This is a genomic window from Pseudomonas sp. 24 E 13 (genome assembly GCF_900004715.1).
Lineage (GTDB): Bacteria > Pseudomonadota > Gammaproteobacteria > Pseudomonadales > Pseudomonadaceae > Aquipseudomonas > Aquipseudomonas orientalis_A.
Genome location: NZ_CVTO01000052.1, coordinates 1 through 21,192 on the forward strand (window position 1 = coordinate 1; position 21,192 = coordinate 21,192).

General features: G+C 60.7%; 15 protein-coding genes. 5 read left to right on the top strand and 10 right to left on the bottom strand.

Going from position 1 to position 21,192, the window contains the following annotated elements:
- Together BFP90_RS01860 and nagE are read left to right on the top strand one after the other, a co-directional pair.
- The coding region (locus BFP90_RS01860) for a hypothetical protein (RefSeq protein WP_141688901.1) at positions 1-196 on the top strand (196 nt) is incomplete at its 5' end.
- Between the two features lie 26 nt (positions 197-222).
- Entirely contained in the window at positions 223-1,920 is a 1,698-nt protein-coding gene (gene nagE / locus BFP90_RS01865) for an N-acetylglucosamine-specific PTS transporter subunit IIBC (RefSeq protein ID WP_065895818.1), read from the top strand.
- 114 nt (positions 1,921-2,034) lie between these two features.
- Here the strand turns inward: nagE and BFP90_RS01870 are convergent, their stop codons facing one another.
- The 4 genes from BFP90_RS01870 to purL all read right to left on the bottom strand — a co-directional run bounded on the left by BFP90_RS01870 (position 2,035) and on the right by purL (position 8,520).
- Positions 2,035-2,304: a DUF6124 family protein gene (locus BFP90_RS01870; RefSeq protein WP_065895819.1), complete on the bottom strand. Its 270-nt coding sequence runs from the start codon at positions 2,302-2,304 to the stop codon at positions 2,035-2,037.
- Positions 2,305-2,789: 485 nt separating this feature from the next.
- Complete coding sequence (locus tag BFP90_RS01875) at positions 2,790-3,728, bottom strand: pectate lyase family protein (protein WP_065895820.1); 939 nt, start codon at positions 3,726-3,728, stop codon at positions 2,790-2,792.
- Positions 3,729-4,307: 579 nt separating this feature from the next.
- Positions 4,308-4,619, bottom strand: coding sequence for an NGG1p interacting factor NIF3 (locus BFP90_RS01880; protein ID WP_065891529.1), 312 nt, complete (start codon positions 4,617-4,619; stop codon positions 4,308-4,310).
- Between the two features lie 4 nt (positions 4,620-4,623).
- Positions 4,624-8,520, bottom strand: coding sequence for a phosphoribosylformylglycinamidine synthase (gene purL / locus BFP90_RS01885; RefSeq protein ID WP_065895821.1), 3,897 nt, complete (start codon positions 8,518-8,520; stop codon positions 4,624-4,626).
- Positions 8,521-8,806: 286 nt separating this feature from the next.
- Here purL and mltF point away from each other — a divergent pair, with 286 nt between their 5' ends.
- Positions 8,807-10,267: a membrane-bound lytic murein transglycosylase MltF gene (gene mltF, locus BFP90_RS01890; protein ID WP_065891527.1), complete on the top strand. Its 1,461-nt coding sequence runs from the start codon at positions 8,807-8,809 to the stop codon at positions 10,265-10,267.
- Positions 10,268-10,385: 118 nt separating this feature from the next.
- Here mltF and BFP90_RS01895 read toward each other — a convergent pair whose 3' ends face one another.
- The 5 genes from BFP90_RS01895 to treP form a co-directional block, all read right to left on the bottom strand.
- Entirely contained in the window at positions 10,386-10,679 is a 294-nt protein-coding gene (locus BFP90_RS01895; RefSeq protein WP_065895822.1) for a PTS transporter subunit EIIB, read from the bottom strand.
- Between the two features lie 2 nt (positions 10,680-10,681).
- Positions 10,682-13,213, bottom strand: a complete 2,532-nt coding sequence (ptsP, locus tag BFP90_RS01900) for a phosphoenolpyruvate--protein phosphotransferase (RefSeq protein ID WP_065895823.1) — start codon at positions 13,211-13,213, stop codon at positions 10,682-10,684.
- Positions 13,214-13,384: 171 nt separating this feature from the next.
- Entirely contained in the window at positions 13,385-14,605 is a 1,221-nt protein-coding gene (locus BFP90_RS01905; protein WP_065887501.1) for a maltoporin, read from the bottom strand.
- 164 nt (positions 14,606-14,769) lie between these two features.
- The gene (gene treC, locus BFP90_RS01910) at positions 14,770-16,416 is read right to left on the bottom strand and encodes an alpha,alpha-phosphotrehalase (protein WP_065895824.1); all 1,647 of its coding nucleotides are present in this window, start codon (positions 16,414-16,416) and stop codon (positions 14,770-14,772) included.
- Positions 16,417-16,534: 118 nt separating this feature from the next.
- Positions 16,535-17,977, bottom strand: coding sequence for a PTS system trehalose-specific EIIBC component (treP, locus tag BFP90_RS01915; protein WP_065895825.1), 1,443 nt, complete (start codon positions 17,975-17,977; stop codon positions 16,535-16,537).
- A 255-nt stretch (positions 17,978-18,232) separates the two neighbouring features.
- Between treP and treR the strand changes: the two genes are divergently transcribed.
- Positions 18,233-18,937, top strand: a complete 705-nt coding sequence (gene treR, locus BFP90_RS01920) for a trehalose operon repressor (RefSeq protein WP_065887498.1) — start codon at positions 18,233-18,235, stop codon at positions 18,935-18,937.
- A gap of 176 nt (positions 18,938-19,113) precedes the next feature.
- Positions 19,114-20,418: a hypothetical protein gene (locus BFP90_RS01925; protein ID WP_065895826.1), complete on the top strand. Its 1,305-nt coding sequence runs from the start codon at positions 19,114-19,116 to the stop codon at positions 20,416-20,418.
- Between the two features lie 140 nt (positions 20,419-20,558).
- On the opposite strand, the gene BFP90_RS01930 is transcribed toward BFP90_RS01925, so the two are convergent.
- Positions 20,559-21,191 (bottom strand): NAD(P)H-dependent oxidoreductase, encoded by a 633-nt coding sequence (locus BFP90_RS01930; protein ID WP_065895827.1) that lies wholly within the window; start codon positions 21,189-21,191, stop codon positions 20,559-20,561.
- Between the last annotated feature and the right edge of the window lies 1 nt (position 21,192).

Here is a 21,192-nt window from a genome sequence, read left to right on the forward strand (position 1 = left end):
CCCGCTGGCCACGCCGGTGCTGGTCGGCCTGGGGGTCAGCGAGCTGTCGGTAAGCCCGCCGCAGATCGGAGAAATCAAGGACCGCGTCCGCCACCTGGACGCGGCGCAATGCCGGCAACTGAGCCTTGAGCTGCTCGACCTGAGCAGTGCCAAGGCCGTTCGCCACGCCTGTCAACACCACTGGCCGCTGAGCTGAAAACAACAAGAATAGGGAGACACGCCATGTACCAACACTTTATCGAAGGCCTGCAACGCCTGGGCCGCGCCCTGATGCTGCCGATTGCGATCCTGCCAATCGCCGGCCTGCTGCTGCGCCTGGGCGACACGGACTTGCTCAACATCGCGGTGATGCATGATGCCGGGCAGGCGATCTTCGCCAACCTGGCGCTGATCTTCGCCATCGGCATCGCCGTCGGTTTTGCCCGCGACAACAACGGCACGGCCGGCCTGGCGGGGGCGATCGGCTATCTGGTGATGATCTCCACGCTCAAGGTGATGGACACCTCCATCAACATGGGCATGCTCGCCGGTATTGCCAGTGGCCTGATGGCGGGCGCGTTGTACAACCGCTTCAAGGACATCAAGTTGCCGGAGTACCTGGCGTTCTTTGGCGGGCGACGGTTTGTGCCGATTGTCACCGGCTTTTCGGCGGTGGGCCTGGGCGTGATCTTCGGCCTGATCTGGCCGCCGATCCAGCACGGCATCAACAGCTTCGGCGTATTGCTGATGGAAAGCGGCAGCCTGGGTGCGTTCGTGTTTGGCGTGTTCAACCGCCTGCTGATCGTCACCGGCCTGCACCACATCCTCAACAATATGGCGTGGTTCGTGTTCGGCACCTTCACCGACCCGGCAACCGGCGCGGTGGTGACCGGCGACCTGACCCGCTACTTCGCCGGCGACCCCAAAGGCGGCCAATTCATGACCGGCATGTTCCCGGTGATGCTGTTCGGCCTGCCCGCCGCGTGCCTGGCGATGTACCGCAACGCGCTGCCGGAGCGCCGTAAAGTGATGGGCGGGATTTTCCTGTCGATGGCGCTGACCTCGTTCCTGACCGGGGTGACCGAGCCGATTGAATTTGCCTTCATGTTCCTGGCGCCGTTCCTCTACTTGCTGCATGCACTGCTCACCGGCCTGTCGATGGCCGTGACCAACCTGCTCAATATCCACCTCGGCTTTACCTTCTCCGGTGGCTTTATCGACATGGTGCTGGGCTGGGGCAAGTCCACCAACGGCTGGCTGGTGGTACCGGTAGGCCTGGCCTACTCGGTGATCTACTACACGGTGTTCAACTACTGCATTCGCCGCTTCAACCTCAAGACACCGGGCCGGGAAGATATCCAGGTGGTGCAGGCCGAAGCGATGAGTGATAACCAGCGTGCGACGGCTTATATCCAGGCGCTGGGTGGTGCAGAGAATTTGCTGAGTGTGGGTGCATGCACCACGCGGCTGCGGTTGGACATGGTTGATCGCAACAAGGCGGTGGATGCTGAACTGAAAGCACTGGGCGCCATGGCTGTAGTGCGGCCGGGGAATGGGGGAAGTTTGCAGGTGGTGGTTGGGCCGATGGCCGATAGCATTGCTGATGAAATTCGCTTGGCGATGCCGGGGTTTGTTGCCGCAGCGCCTGTAGCGGTTGCGCCTGTGGATAAGCCGGTTGCAGTGAATGTGCAAGAAGCCGAGCAATGGCTGAATGCGCTGGGTGGCCGGGGGAATGTGCGCCAGCTGGAAGCGGTAGCGATGACCCGGCTGCGGGTGGAACTGAGGGATGATTCGGGCTTGTCTGAAGCAGATCTCACTGCACTGGGTTGCCAGGGTATGAGCCAGTTGGAAAGCGGTGTCTGGCATCTGCTGATGGGTGACAAGGCCACCGGGTTGGGTGAGGCGCTGGAGCGGTTGGTTGCCCGCCCAATCAACGCCTGATCGATCGTTCCCACGCTCCGCGTGGGAATGCCGCCCCGGACGCTCCGCGTCCCGCCGTGCGCAAGGGTGACGCAGAGCGTCACAGGATGCATTCCCACGCGGAGCGTGGAACGATCAGTTGGCGGTGGCTGTTGACACTTCGTGAAGATCCAGCACTCGATCCACCATCAGCTGGATCCCTTCCACCATACGATGAATCCCCAGCACTGCATCACGCTGGGGGCCGTCAACATCAAAAGCCAGATTACCCGCCAGTGCCTGCACGGATGCCAGGTCTTGAGAGGCGTTGGCGAGCAGGGTTTCGCTGTTCAGGTGGGTCAGGACGGTGAAGATTTGGTCGGTGGGCGGAGAATCAGATGGGGGGTTTGGGCTGTCTTTGATCATGGTAAACCTCCTGAAAAATAGGAGCTGCCAGCATCACTTGCAGATGATGGGTGGCAGCTGTGCGCGGGCCTGCAAGACCGAGTCAGAAGCACCTCGGCAGACCCAAAGGTCTCCCGCGCACAGCCACCAGAAAACGATGACCATGAAAAGCGCCACGATTATAGCGGCGCTTCCGAGCTTCTAATATTATTTCGGCGGGCTTGCAGTCCCGGTCACTGAATTGGCAGCGACTCGAGAAGGTTAGTTGTGCGAGTTCCGACAGACAACCTGAAAGGCTTGTCGGAAATGTCTGAGGCGCCTGGGCGGACGCCATCGGGGGCAAGCCCCCTCCCACAGTGGACCGAGTTTCATCGTTGGAATGCAGTTGAATGTGGGAGGGGGCTTGCCCCCGATGAGGCCCTTGCAGCCAACAAAAAACCCGCCGGCCAAACTGGCCCGGCGGATTTCTTGTTTATGCAGTCAGCCGATCAAGAATCCGCCAGGCTTTAGCCACCGAACACCAGGCTTACCGACTGGGCCCCCGCATTCTTGACGGTGAAATCCTTTGCCTGCGCGGCGGTCCTCAACGTGTAGGTGTAATTGGACGAAGCGGTCCACTGTGCTTTGGGCGACTTCTGATTCGTGATAGCAGGCACGCTGCCAATATCGGTAAACGTACCGTTGCCTTTATCATCCAACATGCCGTTGCTTGCGCTGCCTTCGCCAAAGTTGTTGCTCTCGGAAAGAATGTTGGCGTTTTGCGCCAGTGTAAAACCGAGATGAAACTTGTTGATGTAGTTGTTATAGACATGGAAGTAGCCATAACGCATCAACCCCGGTGCGCGCACTTCCATATTCTCGAAACGATTATGGCAAATAGTCAGCCGTGGGAAGCCATTGAAGGCTGTGTTGTTGTCATCGCTCGGATGGCCCAGGATCAGGCCATACTTGTGATTGCCGAAAAAACAGTTACTGATGGTCGCGTAGTCGGCCTTGTCGCCGATGTATAACAGCTTGTCGAGGCTGCCATCGTTGGCGGACCAGTCATGGCCGACAAAGGAGCAGTGATCGATCCAGTACTTGCTGCCGTAGTTGAGGTACAGCTGGATATCATCATTGGCCTTGATACCCGCCGAGTGCTGGAAAACGATGTTCTGAAAAATGATGTTTTGCGACTCAGGTGTCGCACGCAAGTGAATGTTGTTGAGCGTGCGGTTCTGGAACGAGCCGACCAGGGTTTTATTTGAACCCATGGAGACCTTGGTCAAACTGGACGCCGAGATATTGCTGTTGATCACCAGCACGCGGGGTGTGGCATCGGCAATATTGGTTTTGAGCTGATCCAGGTTGGTAATGCTGACAACCGGACCGGACCAGCCGCCAGTGACCTTAGCGGCTTTGGCGAAGCCGGTCATGCCGGTGAGTTTACTTTCTGGATAAGACATAGGAGTTCCCTCTCTTTCAACATGGGACCCGATGATCGGGTCAAGAATGAAACATGACCGTCCTGGTCATGTGCACAGTGGGATGAGCGGCGGCGCAACCTACCGAACGTGGCAAGTTACCGCGGCCCCACAAACTGTACATTTATACAGTGTCATGTGAAAGAAATGGCGTCAAGCGTGGATTGATCGTTGCCATGTTCCGCGCGGGAATGATCAGTTGGCGGGGGCTGCTGACACTTCGTGAAGATCCGGCACTCGATCCCCCATCAACTGAATGCCCTCCACCATCCGATGAATCCCCAGCACTGCATCACGCTGGGGGCCGTCGACAATCGAGATAGTCGCAGGGAGGCTATTGAGACAGGTTCCGACGGGCAACCTGAAAGGCTTGTCGGAAAGGTCTGAGGCGCCTGGGCAGACGCCATCGGGGGCAAGCCCCCTCCCACAGTGGAGCGAGTTTCATCGTTGGAATGCAGTTGAATGTGGGAGGGGGCTTGCCCCCGATGAGGCCTTGAAAGGCAACAAAAAACCCGCTGACCAAACTGGCCCAGCGGGTTTCTTGTTTATGCAGCGTGCGAATCAAAACTCCGCCAACTGCCACACCTCATACGCCGGTGTCTCATACGGATGGCTCAGTTTCAACGCAGCCACAACCGCCACGATCAACGCATCCGCCACCACCAGCTCAACCTTCCACTCCTCAACCACTTCAACCTGGCCCACTTGCCCGATGAACGGCTGACTGCCGTCCAACGCGCGGAATTGGCCCTGGCCCAGCACTTGCCAGGCGCAGCTGTCGTAGTCGCCGATGCGCCCGCCGCCGGCTGCGAAGACGGCGGTTTTCACCGTCTCCACGTGGCTGTCGGGTACGAAGAAGGCGAGCTTGTACACCGCCTTAGTTCACCCACACACGGGCGTTGCGGAACATGCGCATCCAGGCGCCGTCTTCGTTCCACTCTTCCGGGCGCCACGAGTTTTGCACGGCGCGGAATACGCGCTCCGGGTGCGGCATCATGATGGTGACGCGACCGTCGCGGCTGGTGAGGCCGGTGATGCCGCGCGGCGAGCCGTTCGGGTTGGCCGGGTAGCTTTCGGTGACCTTGCCGTGGTTGTCGACGAAACGCAGGGCCACGGTGCCGGACAGGTCGGCTTCGAGCAGGGCTTCTTCGCTGGCGAACTCGGCATGGCCTTCACCGTGGGCGATGGCGATCGGCATACGCGAACCGGCCATGCCCTGCAGGAAGATCGAGTTGGATTCCTGCACCTGCACCATGGCGACACGGGCTTCGAACTGCTCGGAACGGTTACGCACAAAGTGCGGCCAGAACTCGCTGCCCGGGATCAGTTCGCTGAGGTTGGACATCATCTGGCAACCGTTGCACACGCCCAGGGTGAAGCTGTCGTTACGCTCGAAGAACCCCTGGAACGCGTCGCGGGCGCGGCTGTTGAACAGCGCCGACTTGGCCCAGCCTTCACCGGCACCCAGCACGTCGCCGTAGGAGAAACCACCGCAAGCTACGAGACCTTTGAACTCATTGAGGTCAACGCGACCGGCGAGGATGTCGCTCATGTGCACGTCGATCGCATTGAACCCGGCACGGTCGAACGCCGCCGCCATTTCCACCTGGCCGTTGACGCCCTGCTCACGCAGCACGGCAACCTGTGGGCGAATACCCTTCCTGATGTAGGGCGCGGCGATGTCCTGGTTGACGTCGAAGCTGAGCATGGTGCTCAGGCCCGGGTTGTCTTCTTCCAGGATCGCGTCGAATTCCTGCTCGGCGCAGTCGACGTTGTCGCGCAGGCGCTGGACCTGGTAGCTGGTCTCGGCCCACTGGCGCTGCAGCAAGCGGCGCTGACCGGTAAAGACCGTGTCACCGTTGAACGAGATAGTGACTTCGCCGTTGTTGATCGGCTGGCCAATCACCGCCACGCACTCGGCAAGACCGGCAGCGCTGAACTGTGCGAGCACGTCCGGGGTAGCGTCCTGGCGCACTTGAATCACCGCACCCAACTCTTCGTTGAACAGGATGCCGTTGATCTCGGCGGCATCCTCGGCAACGCTGTCGAGCACGATGTTCAGGCCGCAGTGACCGGCGAAGGCCATTTCTACGACGCTGGTCAGCAAACCACCGTCGGAACGGTCGTGGTAAGCCAGCAGGTGACCGTCGGCATTCAGGCCCTGGATCACGGCGAAGAAGGCCTTGAGGTCTTCGGCGTCGTCGACATCCGGGGCGTGTTTGCCGAGCTTGCCGTGAGTCTGCGCCAGGATCGAGGCGCCCATGCGGTTCTGGCCACGGCCCAGGTCGATCAGGATCAGATCGGTGGTGCCCTTGTCCATGCGCAGTTGCGGGGTCAGGGTCTGGCGGATGTCGGTGACCGGCGCAAAACCGGTCACGATCAACGACAGTGGCGAGGTGACGCTCTTGTCGGTGCCGTCTTCGTTCCAGCGGGTGGCCATGGACATGGAGTCCTTGCCCACCGGAATGGTAATACCCAGCTCAGGGCACAGCTCCATGCCGACCGCTTTAACCGTGTCGTACAGGCGTGCATCTTCACCCGGGTGACCGGCAGCGGACATCCAGTTGGCCGACAGTTTGATGTCGGACAGCTTGCCGATACGCGAGGCCGCGATGTTGGTGAGGGTTTCACCAATGGCCATGCGGCCCGACGCCGGAGCGTCCAGCAGGGCCAGCGGCGTGCGCTCGCCCATGGCCATGGCTTCACCGGTGTACACGTCGAAGCTGGTGGCGGTGACGGCAACGTCAGCCACCGGAACCTGCCACGGGCCGACCATTTGGTCACGGGCCACGAGGCCGGTGATGGTGCGGTCGCCGATGGTGATCAAAAAGCTTTTGCTCGCCACGGCGGGGTGGTGCAGCACGCGCTCGATACTGTCGGCCAGTTCCAGCGTGCTTGGGTCGAAGTCATCGCCCAGCTCGGCTTCACGCACGGCGGAGCGGTGCATACGCGGGGCTTTGCCCAGCAGTACTTCCAGCGGCATGTCCACCGGGCTGTTGCCGAAGTGGCTATCTGTAACAGTAAGCTGCGGCTCGGCCGTGGCTTCGCCGACCACGGCAAACGGGCAGCGCTCACGTTCGCAGATGGCCTGGAAGCGCGCAAAATCTTCAGGGCCGACGGCCAGCACGTAGCGTTCCTGGGATTCATTGCTCCAGATTTCGTGCGGGGCCATGCCCGGCTCGTCGTTTGGAATATTGCGCAGTTCGAAACGGCCACCACGCTCGCCATCGTTGACCAGTTCCGGGAAGGCGTTGGACAAACCGCCAGCACCGACGTCGTGGATGAAGCTGATCGGGTTCTTGTCGCCCAACTGCCAGCAACGGTCGATGACTTCCTGGCAGCGGCGTTCCATCTCGGGGTTTTCGCGCTGGACGGAAGCGAAGTCGAGGTCCGCCGAGCTGGTACCAGTGGCCATGGAGGACGCTGCGCCGCCGCCCAGGCCGATCAGCATGGCCGGGCCGCCGAGTACGATCAGCTTGGAACCGACCAGAATCTCGCCCTTCTTGACGTGTTCTTCACGGATGTTGCCCATGCCGCCGGCCAACATGATCGGCTTGTGGTAGCCGCGCACTTCATCGCCACGGGGGGTGGTGATGGATTGTTCGAAGGTACGGAAATAACCGGTCAGCGCCGGGCGCCCGAATTCGTTGTTGAACGCGGCGCCGCCCAGCGGGCCTTCGATCATGATGTCCAGCGCGGTGACGATGCGCTCAGGCTTGCCGTACGGCACTTCCCACGGCTGTTCGAAGCCCGGGATCTGCAGGTTCGATACGGTGAAACCGGTGAGGCCCGCCTTGGGCTTGGCGCCACGGCCGGTGGCGCCTTCATCGCGAATTTCGCCGCCCGAACCGGTGGCTGCGCCAGGGAACGGGGCAATCGCGGTCGGGTGGTTGTGGGTTTCAACCTTCATCAGGATGTGCACCGGCTCCTGCACCGCGCCGTATTGGCGGGTTTCCGGGTCCGGGAAGAAGCGCCCGGCGACGGAGCCGACGATCACCGAGGCGTTGTCCTTATAGGCCGACAGAACACCTTCGCTGTGCATCACGTAGGTGTTCTTGATCATGCCGAACAGGCTTTTTTCCTGGCTCTGGCCGTCGATGTCCCAACTGGCGTTGAAGATCTTGTGACGGCAGTGCTCGGAGTTGGCCTGGGCGAACATCATCAGTTCGATGTCGTGGGGGTTGCGCTTCAAGCCGTTGAAGGCGTTGACCAGGTAGTCGATCTCGTCTTCGGCCAGGGCCAGGCCCAGTTCGGTGTTGGCCTTCTCGAGTGCGGCGCGGCCACCGCCAAGCACGTCAATCGCAGTGAGCGGCTTGGGCTCGGCGTGGCTGAACAGGCCGGCAGCCTGTTCCAGCTGGCTGACGATGATCTGGGTCATGCGGTCGTGCAGGCTGCTGGCGATCAGCTCGGCGTCGGCGTCGCTGAACTGGCCGGCCACGTAGAACGCGATACCACGCTCCAGGCGCTGGATTTTATCCAGGCCGCAGTTGCGGGCGATGTCGCTGGCCTTGCTCGACCACGGCGAGATGGTGCCGAACCGCGGCAGAACCAGAAACAAGCGGCCGGTCGGCTCTTGGACGGGAACGCTTGGGCCGTACTTCAGAAGGCGTGCGAGCACTTGCTGTTCGTCGGCGGTCAAGACGCCGGTTACGTCGGCGAAGTGAGCAAATTCAGCATACAGGCCTGTAACAGCTGGAACCTTCTGGCTCAGTTGCTCAAGGAGTTTGCTGTGGCGAAAGGCAGAAAGGGCAGGAGCGCCGCGCAGGATCAACATCTTCGGGACAGCCTCGGGAAGGGGTGTGCTTTGAGGCCGTGCATTCTAGCGTAAACCTTCGCCCACGGCACCCGAAACGCTACCGCTGGCCGCTGCCGAACGTCAGTTGGCACGGTTTGCGCGGTGCCCAGGGACAATCCATGGCCTCGGGCGCAGATATTTTAACCGTCACAATTACGCGCCAGGCCACGTTTCTGCGGGATACAGCACAGTTTTGCAGCGACTAGCAGACAAGTGTGCCGCTGTCGAGATATGGCGCCGTGGGCCGTTTGCGTATACTGCGCAGATGTTCTCCCCAACTGCTTTGCGCCCGCGATGCGCCAAATGGCTCATTGCAACCGGACTCTTCCTGATGCTCAGCGCCTGTGTTGATAAACCCAGCACGCTCGAGCGAATCAAGGAGGATGGCGTATTGCGGGTGGTTACCCGGAACAGTCCTGCCACGTATTTCCAGGATCGCAACGGTGAAACCGGTTTCGAATACGAACTGGTCAAGCGCTTTGCCGATGACCTGGGCGTCAAGCTGGAAATCGAAACCGCCGATAACCTCGATGACCTGTTCGGCCAGTTGGGCAAGCCCAACGGCCCGGTGCTCGCCGCTGCCGGCCTGGTCAGCAGCGAACAGCGCCAGCAGCAGGTGCGTTTTTCCCACCCGTACCTCGAAGTGACGCCGCAGATCATCTACCGCAACGGCCAGTCACGGCCGACGAATGCGGCGGACCTGGTCGGCAAGAAGATCATGGTGCTCAAGGGCAGCACCCACGCCGAGCAGTTGGCGGCGCTTAAAAAGCAGAATCCTGCCATCGAATACGAAGAGTCCGACGCCGTTGAAGTAGTCGACTTGCTACGCATGGTGGACGAAGGGCAAATCGACCTGACCCTGGTGGACTCCAATGAAGTCGCCATGAACCAGGTGTACTTCCCCAACGTGCGGGTCGCATTCGACCTCGGCAATGCCAGCAACCAAAGCTGGGCCGTGGCCGCCGGCGTTGACAACAGCCTGCTCAACGAGATCAACAGCTACCTGGACAAGGTCGAGAAGAACGGCACCCTCCAGCGTCTGAAAGATCGCTATTACGGGCACGTCGATGTACTGGGCTATGTCGGCGCCTATACTTTCGCCCAGCATTTGCAACAGCGCCTGCCCAAGTACGAAAAGCACTTTCGCGCCTACGCCAAGGAAGAAAAGGTCGACTGGCGACTGTTGGCGGCCATCGGCTACCAGGAATCGCTGTGGCAGCCGGCGGTGACGTCCAAGACCGGCGTGCGCGGCCTGATGATGCTGACCCAGAACACCGCCCAGGCGATGGGCGTGTCCAATCGCCTGGACGCCAAACAAAGCATCATGGGCGGCGCCAAGTACCTGGCCAAGATCAAGGACGAGCTGGACGACAAGATCGCCGAGCCCGACCGTACCTGGTTTGCCCTCGCCGCCTACAACGTCGGCACCGGTCACCTGGACGACGCGCGCCTTCTGGCCAAGAAGGAAGGCCTGAACCCGAATAAATGGCTGGATGTGAAGAAAATGCTGCCGCGCCTGTCGCAGAAGCAGTGGTACAGCAAGACCCGCTACGGTTATGCCCGGGGCGGCGAGCCGGTGCATTTTGTGGCGAACATCCGACGCTACTACGACATTCTGACCTGGGTGACCCAGCCGCAGCTGGAAGGTAACCAGGTGGTGGAAGGCAACCTGCATGTGCCGGGTGTGGACAAGACCAAGCCGCCGGAAGAGACCCCGCAGTTATAAGAACGCCGTGAATCAATGTGGGAGGGGGCTTGCCCCCGATGGCGGTGGATCAGTCACCTTATGTAGTGACTGACACTCTGCTATCGGGGGCAAGCCCCCTCCCACATTTGGATCTGCGCTAGGATTCGGCTTGGAGACCGGTCAGCAGATGGACCACCCCACCCGTCAATACCATCACCGCAGGTACACCGGCTGCCTTCAACGCCTGTTCATCCAACCGCCCCGCCTCTTTCAACTGCACCCGCACCCGCGTCAACGCCACGCGTTGTTGCGACGTGAGGTTGGCCTCGCCGCCCAATGCACTCAACACATCGACCGGTAACAGGTTCTCCCCCGCCGGCGCCGCGACCGTTTCCGCAATCAGATCCGGCGTCAGGGCTTTCCAGAACGCCTGCTGCAATTTCTCGAACATGCTCAATGCTCCACGACAGATGAGGTTTCAACGGTGGCGGCGTGGTACAGGCGCAAGGCCTCACGCACCTGGCCGGCTTCTTCCAGGCCCAGCACCTGACGGGCGATGATCTGGCAGTCGGCCAGGTCCAGTTCACGCACGGTGGCCTTGATGCTCGGGATCAACGGCACGCTGACCGACAGTTCATCCACACCCAGCCCGATCAGCACCGGCACCGCCAGGGTTTCGGAGGCCAGTGCACCGCAGACGCCCACCCACTTGCCATGGGCATGGGCGGCCTTGACCGTGGCCGCGATCAGGCGCAGCACCGCCGGGTGAAAACTGTCGGCCTGGCTCGCCAGGCGGGGGTGGTCGCGGTCCATGGCCAGGGTGTATTGGGTCAGGTCATTGGTACCGATGGAAAAGAAATCCACATGGGGCGCGAACACATCCGCCATCAACGCGGCGGACGGCACTTCAATCATGATGCCCAGCTTTGGCAACTCGCTGAGCCCGAGTGCCCGCGCTTCCTCCTCGAGCACCTTGCGCGCCAGGTGCAGTTCCGAGAGCAGGCTGACCATCGGCAACATGATGTGCAGCCGCGCCAGCCCGGCGCAGGCAAGGATTGCGCGAAACTGTTCGCGCAACAGTTCCGGCCGCTCCAGGCACAGGCGAATGCCGCGCAAGCCCAGGAACGGGTTGGTTTCGGCTTCCATCGGTACATAGGCCAGCGGTTTGTCGCCGCCGACATCCAGGGTGCGCACCACCAGATTGCGCTCGGTGCCCAGGGCACGGGCAATCGCACGATAGGTGCCGGCCTGCTCGGCGGGGCTGGGCGCGCGGTTGCGGTCCAGGTAGAGGAATTCCGAACGCAGCAGACCGACGCCCTCGCCGCCCAGGGCCAGGGACTGCTCCACTTCCTGCAACGAGGCGACGTTGGCCGTGACGTCGACGTGACGGCCGTCGCGGGTGACGGCAGCCTGGGCGGCCTCGGCCACTTCGCGCTGACGTCGCAACCCCTGCCGCGCACGGGCCGCCTGCAAGTGGTCAATGTCGACCTGATCCGGCGCCAGGTGCAGTTCGCCCTTGTCGGCGTCAAGCAGCACGTGCGTACCCTCGGCCAACGTCAATATGTCAGCAGGCGCACCGCAGAGGGCGGGTATGCCCAGCGCACGGGCGAGGATTGCGACGTGACTGGTAGCCCCGCCGCCCACCGTGACAAATCCCATCACCTTGCGGGTATCGAGATTCGCCGTTTGCGAGGGGGTCAGTTGCTCGGCGATCAGGATCGCCTGCTCCGGCAGCGCCCAGGCACGATCCTCGACACCCAGGATCAGTTTAAGCACGCGCCGGCCGACGTCGGACAGGTCTGCCGCTCGCTCGGCGAGCAACGTATTGCCCAGGCCCTGGAACAATTTAGCCGTGGCGGCGGTGGCGCTGTTCCAGGCGAATGCTGCGCTCTTGCCCTTGGCCAGCAACAGGTGGGCCTGCTCAAGCAGCGTCGGGTCTTCAAGCAGCTCCTGATGGGCGCGGAAGATATCCGCCTGGGCACTGCCGGCGGCGCCGGCCTGCAAGCGTTGCAACGCCTCATTGGCCGCCAGCAGGCCACGCGTCAATGCATCGCGCTCGGTGGCTTCGCCTGCGCCGACTTCATTGACTACCAACTCAGGTTCAGCCACTTGGACCACCTGGCCGAACGCCGAGCCCGGTGATGCACATACGCCGCGCAGCAGCGTGGCCGACGACACCGGCGCGACAGGCTCGACCGGCTCGGTCGTAGCCACCACCGTTTCGCCACACCCCTCGGCCAACAACGCCGTCAACGCCCGGATCGCGGCCTGCGCGTCCTCCCCCGCCGCGCTCACCTGCAAGGTGTCGCCCTGCACGGTTTGCAGCGCCATGATCGCCACCAACGACTTGGCGTTGGCGCTCTGGGTCTGCTTGTGCAGGTAGAGGCTCGAACTGAAGCCTTTGGCCGCCTGGGCCAGCACCGCCGCAGGGCGAGCGTGCAAGCCGTGGGCATTGAGCAAGGTCAGCGGTTTGGAGAACAGCGCCGAGCCCTGCTGCTCATTCGCGTCTGCCGCTGCCTCGCCGGGCGACAGTCGCAGCACCGGTCGGCCCTCTTCAACCATGTCGGCCTGCGCCGCCAGCACCACAAACGGCTCGCCACTGACCACCAGCATCAAGGTCAACAGACTGCGCGCATTGAGCGCCACATAGTCGGCGTCGAACTCGATCAACGGCTGGCCGGCCGTCACCCGCTGGCCCTCTTCGACCAGGCGGGTAAAGCCCTTGCCTGCCAGGCTCACGGTGTCCAGGCCGATATGCATCAGCACCTGTACGCCGTTGTCGTCGGTGACGCTGACCGCATGGCCGCTGTCCTGGATATTGCTGATCACTCCGGCGAGCGGTGCACAGAGGGTCTGCGAGGTGGGATCGATGCACACACCATCACCGATCATGCGGCTGGAAAATACCGGGTCCGGCACCTGATCCAGCGCCAGCAGCATTCCGGACAGGGGTGCCAGCAGTTCCAGGGGTTGAGAGGGGTTCATGGCTTCACCTGTAGTGTTGTCTTTAACATTCATTGAGTGGATACGAATCCTGGGATTGCGCAGATCAAATGTGGGAGGGGGCTTGCCCCCGATGACGGCGGACCAGTCAATGCATGCGTTGACGGTGACACCGCATCACGGGCAAGCCTGCTTCCACATTAAAGTCGCGGGTCATTTCCACCAGTATTCAACTTGCACCCCCATGTTCGACCCATGCCGCGCCGTGCCGTAGGCACCGGTGTCGGACAACGCCGAACCTGCCGCCAGCTCATTCGCCGCGCGCTTGGCCGCCTGGTTCCAAGTGGCATAGGTGTAGTACAAGCGCACTTCCGGCCGTGCCCAGAATTCCGGGCCCTTGGGCGACCAGGTCGGCGCGAAGGTGAATTTGCTCAGCTTGCGCGTACCGCCCGTGGCCTCGACCTGATCGTGCCCCAGCTCGGTGACCAGTTTGAATTGCTCGCTGATGGCATACGCCGGGCGCACGCCGAGCGACAGCCAGTTCAGGTCCTGACGCCCGGGCCGCACATCCTTCTGGTACACCGCCTGCACCTGCCCGCCAAAACGCGGGGTCAGTTGCCAGTCGAAAAACTCCACGGCACGGTAGCTTTTGCTGCTGTTGTCCAACCGCGTATTGCCGGTGTAGCCCAGGCCGGTGCCAGGACCTTCGCCATACTGCAACGCGAATTTGTTCTTGCCGCCCAGGAACGCGCTTTGCACATGCTGCGCGGTCAACGCCCAGCCGCTGTTGGTGTCACGCCCGCCAGCCTTTTGGATGTAGCTCAAACCAAGCTCCAGTTCGCCGCCAGGGTTGGTGTTGAAACCGGCCACGTTGAAGTCATGCCGGGTGGCGTATTCCTTCTGGTAGAGGTTGTCTTTGCGTGACAGCGCGTAGCTGTATTTCAAGCCGCCGATCAACACATCCTCGATCCCGCCACCGGTGGCGCTCTGGTTCCAGTAGTAGAAGTCGGAGATATGGATGTCGTTACGCTTGTAGTAACGCCGCCCGGCCCACAGCGAACCGCCATTGAGGCTGGGCAGGTTGGACCATTGCGCATACATCTGCGGCATACGCGCAGAGCCGTTGTCCTCGCCCTGGAATTTGAGGGCGCGGTCGTACTTGTTATAGAGCGACGCCATGGCATCGACGCTGAGCACCGAGCCATCGTCGAAGGTCAGCAGGTCCTGGCGCAACTCAAGTTCGCCGTACTGCTCGCATTCGTTGCCCAGGCGGTATTTGGTTTGCGCGCCCGGCAATTGGAAGCACTGCTGCTTGCCGCTGCCGGTAGAGGTGCCGGCGCCGCTGCGCAGGTAACCGCCAAACTCCAGGGCTTGAGCACCAAAGGGCAGGCTCAGGCAGGATGCAACGAGGCCCAGCTTTATTGTTGTTTTCATAAAGCACTCCGATATTTTTATTGTTTTTCTTACTGTCTTGCGTGACGCGATCGCCTGTAGGAGCGGGCTTGCTTGCGAAGCACTTCCAGGCTCCGCGCTGCACCTGGAAGGGCGCGTTATCGTTGACGATCTTCGCGAGCAAGCTCGCTCCTACAGGCGGCATTTCAACCAGTCAGGTGCAGCACAAACGATTCGTAAGGGCGCAGCGCCACCGCGCGGGTGCGCACCGGGCAGTCGGGGTAGTTGCTGATCAGCAGGCGTTGCTCGCTCGCGGCGTTGATGAGCTGATCGGGCAACTGGATTTCACATGGCGTGCCGTAGAAGTTGTTGACCACCAGCAAGCGCTCGCCCCGGCCTTCGCGCAGGTACGCCCAGACCTGGGGATGGCCTTGCAGCAGTTCGCGGTAAATGCCTTCCTGGATCAGGGGTTCACGGCGACGCAAGGCGATCAGCGCGCGGTAGTGATGCAGCACCGAGTCAGGATCATCCCGTTGGCGCTCGACGTTGATCTGCGCCGCATTGGCCGGGATGCCGATCCACGGCTCGCCGCTGCTGAAACCGGCGCCGGGCTGACTGTTCCACTGCATCGGCGTGCGGCCGTTGTCGCGAGACTTCTGCATGATCGCGGCCATGCTCGAAGCCTCGGATTCACCGGCATTGCGCTTGAGGCGAAAGATATTCAGGGTCTCCACATCACGGTATTGGTCGATCCTGTCGAAGCCCGGATTGGTCATGCCCAGTTCCTCACCCTGGTACACATAAGGCGTGCCCTGGAGCAAGTGCAGTGCGGTGGCGAGCATCTTGGCCGACACCACGCGATGGACGCCGTCATCACCAAACCGCGAGACCACCCGGGGCTGGTCGTGGTTACACCAGAACAGCGCGTTCCAGCCGCCACCGGCCTGCATGCCCGACTGCCAGTCGGAGAAGATCTGCTTGAGTTGCAGGAAATCGAACTCGGCCTCCACCCACTTCTGCAGGTTCGGGTAATCGACTTTCAGGTGATGAAAGTTGAAGGTCATCGACAGCTCTTTCGACGCCGGATTGGAGTAGCGAATGCAGTGCTCCAGGCTGGTGGAGGACATTTCGCCGACATTGATCAGGTCATGGCCCTCGAAGACTTCGCGGTGCATTTGCTGCAGGTAGTCGTGCACGTTGGGGCCGTCGGTGTAGAAGCGCCGGCCATCGGTGTGGTCGTCGGGGAAATCCGCGGGTTTGGAGATCAGGTTGATCACATCCAGGCGAAAGCCGCCCACGCCCTTGTCACGCCAGAAGCGCATCATCTTGAAGACTTCGGCGCGCACCTTGGGGTTGTCCCAGTTGAGGTCGGCCTGGGTGTGGTCGAACAGGTGCAGGTAGTACTGGCCGGTTTGCGCCTCGTATTCCCAGGCCGAGCCGCCGAACTTGGATTCCCAGCTGTTGGGCTGGTCGCGCCAGATGTAGAAGTCGCGGTAGGGATTGTCGAGGCTGCTGCGCGCCTGCCGAAACCACTCATGCTCGACGGAGGTGTGGTTGACCACGATATCGAGCATCAACCTGATACCGCGCTTGGCCGCTTCGCTGATCAACAGGTCGCAATCGGCCATGGTCCCGTAGCTGGGATCGATGGCGTAGTAGTCGCTGATGTCGTAGCCGTTGTCGCGCTGCGGTGAGCGCAGGAACGGGGTGACCCACAGGCAATCGATGCCCAGCCATTGCAGGTAGTCGAGCTTGTCGACGATGCCCAGCAGGTCACCGGTGGCGTTACCCGCGTGGCTGTGGAAGCTTTTGGGGTAGATCTGGTAGATCACCGAGTGTTGCCAGGTTTGCATGGTGGGTTCCTTCAGTAGAATTGGGTGCTGGCCGTGCGGGCCTCATCGGGGGCAAGCCCCCTCCCACAGTGGAATGTATTTCAAATGTGGGAGGGGGCTTGCCCCCGATGGCGATTGATCAGGCGACCCTGTATCCAGGCCGAACAATCTTCATGCTCAACACACAGGTCACAACAAAGGGCACGACAATCGCCACGACCATGCCGATCACAAACATCGCAATGGCGCTCGGCACGATCGAGATAAATCCAGGCAGGCCACCGACGCCGATGGCCGACGCCTGCACCTTGTTCAGCGACAGGAAAATGCTGCCCAGCGCCGAGCCCAGCAGCGCGGCATAGAATGGAAACTTGAAACGCAGGTTCACGCCGAACATCGCCGGCTCAGTGATACCGAAGTAGGCGGAAATCGCCGACGTCGACGCCATGCTCTTGTCCCGCGCATTGCGGCTCATGTAGAACACAGCCAGTGCGGCGCTGCCCTGGGCCAGGTTGGACATGACGATCATCGGCCAGATAAAGGTGCCGCCCTGGGTCGAGATCAACTGCAGGTCCACGGCGAGGAACATGTGGTGCATGCCGGTGATGACCAGTGGGGCATAGAGCAGGCCGAAAATCGCGCCGCCGACCATCGGTGCCAGGTCGAACAATGTCACCACACCCTCGGTAATCAGGATGCCCAGGTGCCGGGTGACCGGGCCAATAATGGCCAAGGCCAGCACGCCGGTCACAACGATGGTGGTGATAGGCACCACGAGCAGCTGGATGGCGTTGGGCACCCGTGCCCGCAGCCATTTTTCGATCACGCTCATGACGTAGGCCGCCATCAGGATTGGCAGGATCTGCCCCTGGTAGCCCACTTTCTCGATCTGGAACCAGCCAAGAATATCGAAGTACGGCAGGCTCTGGCCGTCGAGGCCGGCGACTGCCTTGCCGTAGTTCCAGGCGTTGAGCAGGTCCGGGTGAACCAGCATCAGGCCCAGCACGATGCCGAGGATTTCACTGCCGCCAAAACGCTTGGCCGCCGACCAACCCACCAGTGCCGGCAGGAACACAAACGAGGTGTTGGCCATCAGGTTGATCAGGCTCCACAGGCCATCCAGGTTCGGATACGCCTCCAGCAGCGTCTGGCCCTCGATGAACATGCCCTTGGCGCCCATCAGGTTGTTGATGCCCATGAGCAGGCCGGCAATGATCAGCGCCGGCAGGATCGGCATGAACACATCGGAGAACACCCGCACCAGGCGCTGCATCGGGTTGGTCTTGTCGGCGCCCTTGCGCTTCACATCGGCGATGGTCGATGCCGCCAGCCCCGTGACGTCGCGCAAGGCGGCGTAGACCTTTTCCACTTCGCCGGGGCCGATCACCACCTGGAACAAACCGCCGGTGAAGAACGATCCCTTGACCAGGTCGACCTGGTTCAACGCACTGCTGTTGACCAGGCTGGGGTCCTTGAGCGCCAGGCGCAGGCGCGTCACGCAGTGGGCAGCTTGCTCAAGGTTGTCGCGCCCCCCGAGGTTCTCGAGAATCTCGCGGGCAATCATCGAATAGTCGTGGCTCATGCTCGTTTTCCACTGTGATTGTTTTTATGGGTGGCAGTCATTGGCAGCACGCCGAGAGGGCAAATTACTCGTCTGTACGAGTGAAATCAACAACTCGTCTATACGAGTTACAATTTTGTTTAACTTTTGCAAATGGTCCGTCAGACATTTCCACCCCCTGCGCCAGTGGCGAATGGACAAACCCCACAGGTGCCACTAAGGTTCCTGCCTTGAAAGCGCCGTTCACCTTCATAGAGCCGGGCATCGAGCCATCCCATGAGCAAATACAACCAGATCTATACCGATCTGCTTGCCAGCATCACCACCGAACGCCTGCAGCGCGGCACGCGCCTTCCCTCCGAAACCGAACTGATGGACAGCTACCAGGCCAGCCGGGGCACGGTGCGTCGAGCGATCGAGCAGTTGCAGGAGCGCGGTTTCGCGCAGAAGATCCACGGCAAAGGCACCTTTGTGTTGTCGCCGAACCCGATCGAGTTTCAACTGGGTGGCATCGTGAGCTTCCATGAAACCCACGCCGACCTGGGCGATGACATACGCACCGAAGTGGTCGAGTTCACCCAAGTGCCGCTGGAAGGCTCATTGCAACAGCACATCGAGGCTGAACCCGGCACACTGATCACCCGGATCAAGCGGGTACGGCGCATTGGCGGCAAACGGGTGATCCTGGACATCAACCACTTCGTCGCCGACCTGATCCCCGGCCTGGACCGCTCGATTGCCGAGCAGTCGATCTACGCGTTTATCGAGCAGACGCTGCAGCTGCAGATCAGCTATGCCCAACGCACCATCGAAGCCCTGCCGCGCAGCAAGGACGACCAGGCGCACCTGGACCTTGACGGGCAAAGCCATGTGATCGTGGTGAGTAACCAGACGTTTTTGCAGGACGGGCGGCAGTTCGAGTACACCGAGTCGCGGCATACGCTGGACAAGTTCTACTTTTCGGATATTGCGCGGCGGTAAGCGCAAGCCGGGAAACCCGCTGACCCAGTGTGCGCCGACCTCTTTTTCGCAACGCCAATGGTTGTGCGCTTGGCTAAGTGCCAATTTGGGATACGGATGCGGACGACCTGCCGCCTATGCTTAGGTCGAGCTCATCGCCTTATCCTCAATGGCGACGAGCGCAGTCAGGGTGTGAAATGGACAAGTCGCAGGAAGTTGACCAGGTAGATCGGCTCACAGCGCACGCGCACAGACTCTTGAAGAGTGGTGCGCTCGGTAAATCGCAACAGATCATTCGTCTTTTCGAGTTTCTCCTCGAACGATCGCTGACGGCGACCGCAACCAAAGAAATCGAGATTGCACTCGTCGTGTTTGGTCGATCCGCCAGCGTGGATCTCGCGGCTGATGCAACGGTTCGCGTGCATATTCATCGGTTGCGAAAAAAACTCGATGCGGCGCCCGTCGATGAGCGTGGCGAGCGGCTTATCCTTCCACGTGGTGAATATCGTCTGGTCGTCGTTGTGCCCGAAGAGCAAGACAACTACGCCGACCCTGTGCGCCGACGTTTCCTTGATTGGCGGTATTTAGCCGTCGCGGCGCTTTTCCTCACGCTCAATGCACTGTGCTGGCTCTGGTTGGCAGGCAAATCACCCAGTGATTCGCGGATCGACAGCACGCTCTGGAGTGGTATCGCGAAGAATCTGGCACCGCTACTCATCGTTTCCGGTGATTTTTATGTATTCGGTGAACAAGGCGCTGACGGCTCCATTGTTCGTATGGTCGCTGATTCCACCATCGCTTCCAGCGAGGACCTCAATAAGTACAAACAGCGGATGCCTGTGCCCGGCCAAAAGTATGTCGACATGAATGCCTATCACTTGCCGAGTGGGCTCGCATCAGCGCTGGTTTCGGTGATGCCCGTCATGGTCGCAATCAGGTCGGGAAATTCGAGCCTGATCAAGCATGTGACAACCTCACGTTTCACCAATGAGATGCTGAGTGATCACGATATTGTCTATGTGGGTTTACTCGACACGCTCGGTGATCTGCAGGAGCCGTTTTTTGATCTCTCCGGATTTTCGCTGTCGGCCAGCGGCGATACCCTTGTGGATCTAGCGACCGGGGATAAATTTCAATCTGATTGGGCCGAACCCTCCACTGACAGAATCATGCGTCGTGATTATGCGTACCTTGCTCGCTTTCCGGGACCCGCAGGCAATCACATCGTCGTCGTTGCCGGCATTATGGATCCGGCACTGATTGAGGCCGCGAAAATTGCATCGGACAGTGCCGAGCTGAGTCGCTTGAAGACCGTGCTAGGCAATAGCGACGCCTTCGAAGCGATGTATGAAGTGCGCACATTTGGTCCGTCGAGTGTATCGGCAGAGCTGCTGATCGCACGCCCGCTGGACGTCGGTCAGATGTGGCGTACGAGACGGGCGTCGCCTGCCAGTGACAAGGCCATACCAAGCCCCGGCAAGGCAGACGAGGCCGTTCAATAGAAGCTGAGTGTGGGAATGCCTTGCGCAACGTGCATGGCCTGCATGGGGTCTCGGCAACGGCGCCTGAACCGGCATGCAGGCACATTTTATCTGCCCTGCTGATTACACCCTGTGTTGTTTGAAATTATCCGGAGTAGACCCTACGCAATCTCGACGAACATATGCGCCTTGTCGCGCCGGACCTTTTCGAGCTTTACCAGCCAATCGCTTTCAGTATCCCGGTAGCCCAGGGCCAAGAGAACGGAACTGTTCAACCCCTGCTCGGGAAGCTTCAGCAGCGCGTTCACTGCCTGGTTGTCGAACCCTTCCATGGGTGTTGCATCCACGCCCAGTTCGGCTGCCGCTACCAACGCGAATCCCAAGCCGATGTAGCACTGTTTGGACGCATGAACATACTGCTGCTCCTTGCTCATGCTGCCAAAAGAATCGAGCAGCGATAACCGGTAATCATCGGTGACACTGGCAGGCAAGTTACGTATCCCGTTGCTGTATTCAAAAAATGCATTGATCCGCTCAGGTGTGTACTCATCCCAGGCTGCAAAAATCAACAAGTGTGACGATGTGGAGATTTGCTGTTGATTGGCGCAAATCGGCTGCAATTGCGCCTTCAACTCAGGGTTAGTGATGATTAACACCTTGAAAGGCTGCAGGCCCGAACTGCTGGGGGCCAGGCGTATGGCCTCCAGGATCGAATCAATTTTTTCTTGCGCGACCTTGTCGTCGTTGTAGCTTTTAGTTGCATAGCGCCAATGAAGCGTGTCTTTCAATGCCATG